Source organism: Janthinobacterium sp. Ant5-2-1, assembly GCF_001445815.1.
In the GTDB taxonomy this organism is placed as follows: Bacteria; Pseudomonadota; Gammaproteobacteria; order Burkholderiales; family Burkholderiaceae_D; genus Janthinobacterium; species Janthinobacterium lividum_E.
The window spans coordinates 1-9481 of record NZ_LNCE01000082.1 but is presented as its reverse complement, the minus strand read 5'-3'; the positions used below and the strand labels follow the sequence as shown (position 1 = coordinate 9481).

Below are 9481 nucleotides of genomic sequence, written 5' to 3'. Positions count from 1 at the left end.
CAAACGCCAGTACAAGTTATGCCTGATGACCATAGCAAGTTGGTCCCACCCCTTCCCATCCCGAACAGGACCGTGAAACAACTTTGCGCCGATGATAGTGCTGCAACCAGTGTGAAAGTAGGTTATCGTCAGGCTTGTTATTCGCAGTAGAGAAAAACCCGTCAAGTAATTGGCGGGTTTTTTTTCGTCTGGTGCTTTTGTCTGGCGTCGGCTTACGCGCTGCGCGCTAAGCCGACCTACGTCCATAGAACGCCGGGTAGGTCGGATTAGCGGAGCGTAATCCGACAAGTTGGCAACCAGGTGACAAACGAAAAAAGCAGCGCTGCGCGCTGCCTTTCTATTCTGATTTTCCTTTATTGGCCGGCTACTACCGGCGTGGCGCCGCTCTTGGCGACCCATTCAATCAGCGCATCGACAGCCGCGCGGCCGTTGCCGTTACCGACCAGGTCGCTATTGATCATGGCGACCACCACGCACAGCTGGTTGTTGGCGTCGGGGACATAACCGGCGATGGCCACCACATTCTTCAACGTTCCCGTCTTGATGCGGGCTCGCGCGGCAGCCGGGCTGTTCAGCAGGCGCTTGCGCATGGTGCCGTCCAGCGCGACGATGGGCAGGCTGGATTGGAACTCGGGCGCCCACGGACTTTGCTGCATGGCTTGCAGGACGCCGGCCATTTGCGCCGGTGCAATGCGTCCCGTGCGCGACAGGCCTGAACCGTTGTCGACCAACATGCCCTGAGTATTAATATTGTGCCGCTGGAACCATTCCTGGATGACTTGTCGCGCCCGGTTGGCCGTGTCTTCCGGCGCCGCCATGGCGACGGGGCGGCTGCCCAGCCAGCCATCACTTTGCAAGCTGCCCAGACTCAGGAACAGGGTACGGGCCAGGGTGTTGTCGGACGTTTTGTTGATATCGCGCAGGACCTCCGGCAATGCGCGCGCCACGTGGTCGGCCAGCATGCGCGTGCCGACCGGTTCGGCCGTCGGCGGCAAGCCAGTTGCCGGCGCTTCGCGCACCGTGCCCGTGATCGTACCGCCCAGGCGTTTCCAGGTCGCGCGGAACAAGCGATCCGCGTAATCGTTGCGATCAAGCACGTTGATGCTGGTAGCCTTGCTGCAATTTTGCGGGAAAGTGCCGTGCAGGATTACCTGCAGCTTGCCGCTCGCATCGCGCCGGTATTCGGGCGGGCGCCAGCCGTCTTCCCATCTGGCGCAACTGCCCTTGATGAGCTTCATGTCGCTCGTAATGCTGACGTTCTCGAGCGCCGGCTGCATCAGGATACTCAATTGCCGTTCCGTCGAGTTCATATTGATATCGAGCAGATTGGTGTTCAGCAATAAGGCATCGGGGATGACGTTGTAACGGAATTCGGCCGACTCATCGAACGGTGGCGCACCGATGTCGGGCCGGGCCGGCTGGAACAGCTGGCGGTCAAGGATCAGGTCGCCCTTGATTTTGACGATGCCTTGCGTGCGCAGGGTTTGCAGCATGTGCTCCAGCACGTTCGCATTGAAATCCGTATCGGCGCCGCCGCGCAGGATCAAGTCGCCCTTCAGCACGCCATTGATGACGTCGGCGCTGGTGCGCAACTCCGTGCGGCCGCGGAAGATGGGGCCCAGCTGCTCCAGGCCCACGGCCGTCGTTACGAGCTTCATGGTGGAGGCCGGTTGCATGCTGCGTTCGGCCCCATGCGACAGCACGGTGGTGTTGCCGCGCAAGACGATCGCGCCCATGGCGTCTTCGGGGATATTCGCGCTGCGCAGCAGCAGGCTGACGGATTCGGGCAATTGCGCGTGCGCAGTCGACAGGCCAAGACCCGCCAACAGTGCAGCCATCAGGACAGGACGTAACATGGTGCTCCTTAATGGAAAAAGACGTAGGCAACGAAGACGGCGGTGATCACGCCAGCCAGATCCGCGATCAGGCCGGCCGTGATGGCATAGCGCGTCTTGCGGATGCCCACCGAGCCGAAGTACAGGGCCACGATATAGAAGGTGGTGTCGGCCGAGCCCTGGAAGACGCAGGCCAGGCGGCCGACGAACGAGTCGACGCCATAGGTATTCATGGCGTCGATCATCATGGCTTTCGAGCCGGAGCCGCTGAGCGGCTTCATCATCGCCGTCGGCAAGGCGGGCACGAAGTCCGTATTGATGCCCAGGTTGGCGAAGAACCAGTTCATGCCGCTCATCAGGAAATTGAACACGCCCGCGTTGCGGATGACGCTGATGGCCACCAGCATGCCGACCAGGTAGGGAATCACGGTAATCGATGTCTGGATGCCGCCTTTCGCGCCCTCGATGAAGGCGTCATACACGTTCACCTTCTTGCGCAGGGCGCCGATGATGAAGATGGCGATGACGCTGATGAGCACCAGATTGCTGACCACTTTGGAGACCAGTTCGATCTCCTGCTTCGTCAGGTATTGCGTGAAGTACCAGATCATGGCGACGATGGCGGTGGTCATGCCGCCCATCCAGCCCAGCACGACCCGGTTGAGCAAGTTGATGCGTTGCTTGATGGACACCGTGATGATGCCGACCATGGTAGCCACATAGGTGGCGATCATGCAGGGGATAAAGATGTCGGACGGGTCAGCCGCGCCGAGGATGGAGCGCTGCGCCATGATGGCCAGCGGAATCAGGGTCAGGCCCGAAGTGTGCAACACCAGGAACATGATTTGCGCATTCGTCGCCTCTTCCTTGTTCGGGTTCAAGGTTTGCAGGCTTTCCATGGCCTTCAAGCCGAACGGCGTGGCCGCATTGTCCAGGCCCAGCAGGTTGGCCGAGAAATTCATCACCATGTGGCCCGTGGCCGGATGGTCCTTGGGAATTTCCGGGAAGATGCGCGAAAAGAAGGGCGCGATCACTTTCGCCAGCCAGCCGACGATGCCCGCCTTTTCGCCGATGTTCATGATGCCGAGCCACAAGGTCATCACGCCGGCCAGCGGCAGGGCGATATCCATCACGCCCATGCGCGCCGTCTCGAACGTGCCGTCGATGATGCGCTTGAAGATATCGGTATCGCCGAGAAACAGCCACTGCAGCACTGCGGCCAGGAAGCCAACGAGGAAAAAGCCGGACCAGATGTAATTAAGTGCCATATGCGATCAGTTCTGTGTGTCGGGAGTGAAAAGTGTCTGCAAGCAAAGTATAGGGGCAGCCCGATACGAGTTGATGAAAGAATGCAGCAATCGCATGCCAAAAAGTTATAAGCTGGCAGCCTGTTTTCATTGGCGCCCCGCAGCGTGCCCGAGTAGTGTGGGAGATGCCTGTCGCTTATTGCTGTTCGTTACCCTTGTCTGTACTGGATCACTGATGATGTTTTTACGCAAAACCGCCTGCGCCGCCGGCCTGGCCCTGTTGACGCTTTTTACCGTGCCCGCGCATGCCGCCGATGCCCGCGCGAACAAGACCCTGCACTTGTTTTTGAGCACGAGCGAGACGGGCCTGGACCCGGCCGTGGCATCCGACCTGGCCAGCCTGAACTTGATGGAAAACATTTTCGATCCGCTCTTGCGCTATGACTACCTGGCGCGCCCGGTGCAGCTGCAGGGCAATACGACGCGCGGCTTGCCGACCGTGGAAGATGGCGGACGCACGTATACTTTTCACTTACAGCCCGGTATTTTCTTTACGCCCGATCCCGCTTTCAAAGGCAAGCCGCGCGAAGTGACGGCGCAGGATTATGTGTATAGCCTGACGCGGCTGTATGACCCCAGCCTGAAGTCGCCGTGGCTGTTCTTGCTGGAAGACAAACTGGTGGGCGATGCGGCGCTGAAAACAAAATTCAGTTACGACACGCCGATTGCCGGCCTGCAGGCGCTGGACAAATACACCCTGCGCATTCGCCTCAATGGCGTCGATCCGAATTTCCTGTTTTACCTGGCCATGCCGGCGACCGCCGTGGTGGCGCGCGAAGTGGCCGAAGCGTACCCGGCGGCAGGGCAGATCGGTAATCACCCCGTGGGCACGGGGCCGTTCCTGGTGAAGGAATGGAAGCGCAGCGACAAGATCGTGCTGCAGGCCAATCCGACTTTCCGTGCCACTGTGTTCCATACGCAAGCCAAGGCGCTGGCCGCCTTGCCACCGGATGCGCGCGCCATCGCGACGGCGCTGGAAGGCAAGCAATTACCGCTGGTCGAGCGCATCGAAGTGCGCATCGTCGAGGAATACCAATCGCGCATGCTGGGTTTCCTGAAAGGCGAGTTCGATTATCTGGAGCAAGTGCCCGAATCGATGACGGACATGGTGCTGGAAAACGGCGCCTTGAAACCTGCATTGGCCGCCAAGGGCATGCAGCTGACGCGCTTTCCCGTGCTGCAGACGTATTACATGTGGATGAACATGGACGACCCCGTGCTGGGCGGCACGAGCAAGGACAAGCTGGCCCTGCGGCGCGCCATCGCCCTCAGCTACAACAGCCGCGAAGATATCGCGCTGCTGAAAAAAGGCTTGGCCTTGCCGGCCCAGTCGCCGCTGCCGCCCAACGTGCTGGGCTATGACAAGGATTACCGCAGCCCCGTCGGCTACGATCCGGCCTTGGCGCGCGCCCTGCTGGACCGCTTCGGCTACAAGGTGGGTCCAGATGGTTTCCGTACGCAGCCGGACGGCACGCCCTTGCTGCTCACCATGCATACGGAGCCGAGCACGGTGGGACGCTTGCGCGACGAATTGTGGCGCCGCAACCTGAACGCCATCGGCGTGCGCGTGGAGTTTAAAAGCGACAAGAAGACGGAAATCATCAAGGCCTCGCGCCTGGGCAAGGTGCAGATGTTCGAGACCAACTGGATCGCCGACTTCCCCGATGGCGATAACTTTATGCAATTGTTGTACGGTCCCAACAGTGGCCGCGCCAACTATGCCCGCTTCAACTTGCCCGATTACAATAAACGCTATGAGGAGGCGCGCCTGCTATCCGATACGCCGCGCCGACGCAGTCTGTACTTCGACCTGTTTCAGCTGATCCACGCCTACACGCCGTGGGTGTTGCTGACGCATCCCATCTCTGCCGACCTGCAACAACCGTGGCTAAAAAACTACAGGCGCCACCCCGTGGAATTCACGTCCTGGCGCTATCTGGATGTGAATAAAGCCAAGGGTAGCCCCGCAGGCAAGTGACCATGTCGCTGAAAAGGGCATTCATTCCAAAAAGTTATGGTTAGGAAAGCATTTTTCATTGGCTGGCCGCGGATGCATCGCGCTACTCTGAAAATGAAAACAAATAAAGTCATGCGCAATTGTCATAAAAAAATGTACTGCGAGACAGACGTTGCGACATATCTAACAGCCTGACTTGATGACTCAAGTTTCGATTGCCCAACAAGGAGAAGACCTGTGAAATTGAAAAAGCTAGCGCAGTTGGTGGCATTGATGGGGGTGGTGGGGCCGGTAATGGCACAGGAAGCGGCCGCGCCAGCGCTGCAACGGGTCGAAGTGACGGGCAGCAGCATCAAGCGCGTGGCCAAGGAAGGCGCGCTGCCGGTGCAAGTCATCACCTTTGACCAGATCGAAAAACAGGGCATCACGACGACCGAGCAACTGGTGCGTACCCTGTCGGCAAATGGCACGGGTGCCGATAATATGACCTCGGGCAATAACGTGTTTGGCGCCGATGCCGACAGGGTCAGCGGCGGCGCTTCGTTCGCCTCGCTGCGCGGCCTGGGCCCGTCGAGCACCCTGGTGCTGTTGAACGGCCGCCGCATCGCCACGCACGGCGCCAGCGGCAAGTCGGTCGACTTGAACTCGATCCCGCTGGGCGCGATTTCGCGCGTGGAAATTCTCAAGGATGGCGCCTCGGCCATCTACGGCACGGACGCCATCGGCGGCGTGATCAATTTCATTTTGAAAACCAATTACAGCGGCGTGGAAGCGTCCGTCTCCACCAACGACACGCAGGCAGGCGGCGGCGCCACGCGCCGCGCCTCACTCCTGGCCGGCACGGGCTCGCTGGAAAGCGACCGCTACAACATCATGGCCAGCCTGACCGTCGACAAGGCCGAGCGCCTCAACGGCAGCGACCGCTCCTTTGTCAACGGCTTCCAGCCGGGCCGCGGCCTGTCGCCTGATACGACGGGCACGCCGTTTGCCAACCAGATGGCGGGTGCCGGAACGGCGCTGGGCGCCTCGTTCCAGCTGCCAGGCGATGCGAATAAATACCTGCAAGCCAATCCTTTGAGTTTCCAGGGCAAGTGCGACAGCATCGCCGGCATGTCGCAGTACCAGACGGCACTGTGGAAAGACGTGACCTCGCCGCTGCGCACCACGTATTCCTGCGCCTACGACTATGGCGCCGACTATGTGCTGCAATTCCCCGTCGAACGGGCCAATCTGCTGTCGCGCGGCACCTTCCAGCTGGCGCCCGACCACCGCATGTTTGTCGAAGTGCTCGGTTCGCGCACCAAGGCCACGGCCATTTTGACGCCGATGCAAGTGCAGGCGACCGTTGCCAACAAGAATTTGTATCCGGTCGGCGGCGCGTACTATCAGGATTTGTCGGCCTACATCCCTTCTTTCGACAGGACCAAGCCGATTTCCTACAAATGGCGCGCCAATGACGTGGGCAACCGCACGCAGGAAAACACGACGGACAATGCCCGCGTGCTGGTGGGCTTTGAAGGCAACTTTGGCAAGTGGGATTACAAGGCCGGCATTTCGCGCGCCGAAAGCAGCACCAAGACCAAGCTGACGGACGGCTACTCCTACACGGACAAGTTGTACGCGGCATTGGCCAGCGGCATCATCAATCCGTGGGTGGGCGCTGGCCAGAGCCAGACGGAAGCGGCCAAGCAATTGATCGAATCGACCAAGTTCCGTGGCGACTTCCAGCATGGCAAGACGACCCTGACGCAGATCGACGGTTCCGTTTCGGGCGAGCTGTTCCAGTTGCCGGCCGGCGCGCTGGCCATGGCGGCCGGTTTTGACTTGCGCCGCGAAGGTTACAGCTTCGGTCAAGACGTCGACGCCATCCAGATCCTGTTGGCGCCAGGCAATGCCGCATTGAAAGATGCCAGCCGTACTGTCAAGGCCGTCTATGCCGAGTTGCTGGTGCCGGTCACGAAGGATCTGGAAATGCAGCTGGCCATCCGCCGCGACGATTACAGCCTGGTGGGCGCGACGACGAATCCGAAAGTGGCTTTCCGCTACCAGCCGACCGACTTCCTGCTGTTCCGTGGTTCGGCCAGCAAGGGTTTCCTTGCGCCAAGCTTCCAGCAGCTGTATTCCGGTTCGCTGAGCCAGGAATTGCCGAACGGCGTGATCGATCAGGAAGGTTGCGCCAAGCATCCGGGCGTGCCCGAGTACTGCGCGATCGATCGCCTCGACTACAGGACGGGCGGCAACACGAACCTGAAGCCGGAAACGTCGAAGCAGGGCAGCGTCGGTTTTGTCATCGAGCCGTTCAAGGGCTATTCGGCCTCGTTCGATTACTGGGCCATCAATACCAAGGACCGCATCCTGAACCGCACGCCGCAAATCGTGCTGGCCAACTACCAGGCGCTGAACCAGTACATCCACCGCAATCCGGACGGCACCATCGAGTACGTGCAGGCGGGCTGGATCAATGCGGCAGGCAGCCGCGTGCGCGGCCTCGACGTGGGCTTGCGCGGCGAAGGCAAGATCCAGGACGCGAAATGGACGGCGACCCTGGACGGCACGTATATGGACAGCTTCAAGTTTGCGGAATATCAAGGCCAGGAATACCAGGAACTGGTCGGCAAGTTTTATACGCGCGATCTGTACCTGCGCTGGAAACACAACGCCAGCTTCGGCGTGGCGCGCGGCGACTGGAGCGGCTTGCTGATCCAGAGTTTTTCGTCGGGCTACAAGGATCAGGTGCCGAATGGCGGCAAGGGCACGCCGCCACCGGGCTTCAAGCCGGACGTGTCCAGCTACACCACGTATAACTTGTCGGGCACCTACACGGGCTTCAAAAATACGACGATTACCGTCGGTATCCAGAACTTGTTCGACCGCGATCCGCCGTTCACCGCGCACAACGTGGACGAAGTGGTGGGCGCCGGCTGGGACCCGCGCGTGGCCGATCCACGCGGCCGTTCGCTGTCGTTCCAGCTGAAGTACAAGTTCATGTAAGGCAACCATGCCGGCGGCGATCCCGCTGGCGTGCTAACCTCGTGCGGCGGCGCCTGGCGTCGCCGTTTTTATTCCAGGAAAGGGCCGCATGTCCAGTCAGACCAATCTCAGCCGGCGCCGCTTCGGCGGCTTGCTGGCCGCCACTCTTGGGGCGGCAGGCACACCGGCGTGGGCGGCGGCCGCGCAAGGGAAGGGCAAACGCATGCAACAGCAACACGCATTGATCAAACCGGCGCGCCTGCGCGAAGGCGACCTGGTCGCCATCATCGCACCGGGCGGTTTTACGGATGAAGACGCCATCGCCAAGGCTGTGCGCAATATCGAATCGCTGGGTTTGCGCGCCAGCCTGGGCGCCAATATCCGCGCCGTGCACGGCAACTATGCGGGCACGGTGCAGCAGCGCCTGGACGACTTGCACGCCGCGTTTCGCGACCCGGACGTCAAGGCCGTGTGGGCCATCCGCGGCGGCTCCGGCTGCATTTCACTGCTGGCGCTGCTCGACTATGTCTTGATCCGCGCCAACCCGAAAGTGCTGATCGGCTATTCCGACATCACGGCCCTGCACCTGGCCATACTCCGCCAGACGGGCCTGGTGACGTTTCACGGCCCCGTGGCCTCGTCCACGTTTTCCGACTACACGGTGACGCAGCTGCAAAACGTGCTGATGACGCCGCAAGAGCAGTACACGATCCCGATGGCGCTGGACAATCACCGCCGCGCGCAGACGCAGCCAAACTTCGCCATCCGCACCGTGCACGGCGGCCAGGCGACGGGACGCTTGACGGGCGGTAATCTGTGCATGGTCAGCGCGCTGGCCGGCACGCCGTATGCGGCCGATTTCCGCGAGCATATTTTGTTTCTCGAAGAAATCAATGAAGTACCGTACCGCATCGACAGGATGTTGTGCCAGCTCGACCTGTCCGTGGGGTTCAACAAGGCGGCGGCCTTGATGCTGGGCATCTTCGAGCATTGCGAGGCGGCCGAGGGCGACACCGCGCTGACCTTGAACGACACTCTGGACCAGCATTTGCAGCCTTTACGCGTGCCGGCCGTCAGCGGCTACTCGTTCGGCCACATCCGCCACCAGTTCACGATACCGATGGGCATATTGGCCACCCTGGATGCGGACCGGCAAACCTTGACCTTATTGGAGCCAGGCGTCTGCTAGCGTACGGTGCAGCGGGGCGTTTGTCAGTATGCTAGTGTGATTGCAGGCGTGGCACGAGGCCGCGCCGCCTTCTTCACCGCATCCGACATGATCAACCGCCACGCCAGTACCTACATCCTCAGCCACCCGCTGGCCTTCACGCTGCAGGTGCTGAAGGGTTTCCGCGCCAACCAGGGCTTGCTGCTGGCGGGCGCCGTCGCGGATTACTCGCTGCTGTCCCTCG

5 protein-coding genes, 1 rRNA gene and 1 pseudogene are annotated in these 9481 nt (G+C 60.8%); 5 read left to right on the top strand and 2 right to left on the bottom strand.

The features are described 5' to 3' along the window. Positions 1-21 precede the first annotated feature (21 nt). A 5S ribosomal RNA gene (rrf, locus tag ASN89_RS23595) occupies positions 22-134 on the top strand. Between the two features lie 219 nt (positions 135-353). On the opposite strand, the gene dacB is transcribed toward rrf, so the two are convergent. Together dacB and ASN89_RS23585 are read right to left on the bottom strand one after the other, a co-directional pair. Next, the gene (gene dacB, locus ASN89_RS23590; RefSeq protein WP_058050974.1) at positions 354-1856 is read right to left on the bottom strand and encodes a D-alanyl-D-alanine carboxypeptidase/D-alanyl-D-alanine-endopeptidase; all 1503 of its coding nucleotides are present in this window, start codon (positions 1854-1856) and stop codon (positions 354-356) included. Positions 1857-1864: 8 nt separating this feature from the next. Continuing rightward, positions 1865-3103 carry a nucleoside recognition domain-containing protein gene (locus ASN89_RS23585; RefSeq protein WP_058050973.1) on the bottom strand — a complete coding sequence of 413 codons (1239 nt, stop codon included), beginning with the start codon at positions 3101-3103 and terminating at the stop codon, positions 1865-1867. Positions 3104-3320: 217 nt separating this feature from the next. Between ASN89_RS23585 and ASN89_RS23580 the strand changes: the two genes are divergently transcribed. From ASN89_RS23580 to ASN89_RS28800, 4 genes and pseudogenes are all read left to right on the top strand, one after another. Further along, positions 3321-5120, top strand: coding sequence for an ABC transporter substrate-binding protein (locus tag ASN89_RS23580; RefSeq protein ID WP_058050975.1), 1800 nt, complete (start codon positions 3321-3323; stop codon positions 5118-5120). Between the two features lie 216 nt (positions 5121-5336). Beyond that, entirely contained in the window at positions 5337-8090 is a 2754-nt protein-coding gene (locus ASN89_RS23575; RefSeq protein WP_235432882.1) for a TonB-dependent receptor, read from the top strand. 88 nt (positions 8091-8178) lie between these two features. Beyond that, complete coding sequence (locus ASN89_RS23570) at positions 8179-9258, top strand: S66 peptidase family protein (protein WP_058050972.1); 1080 nt, start codon at positions 8179-8181, stop codon at positions 9256-9258. Between the two features lie 87 nt (positions 9259-9345). Next, positions 9346-9481: pseudogene (locus ASN89_RS28800) on the top strand (ribonuclease R); the annotation flags it as partial.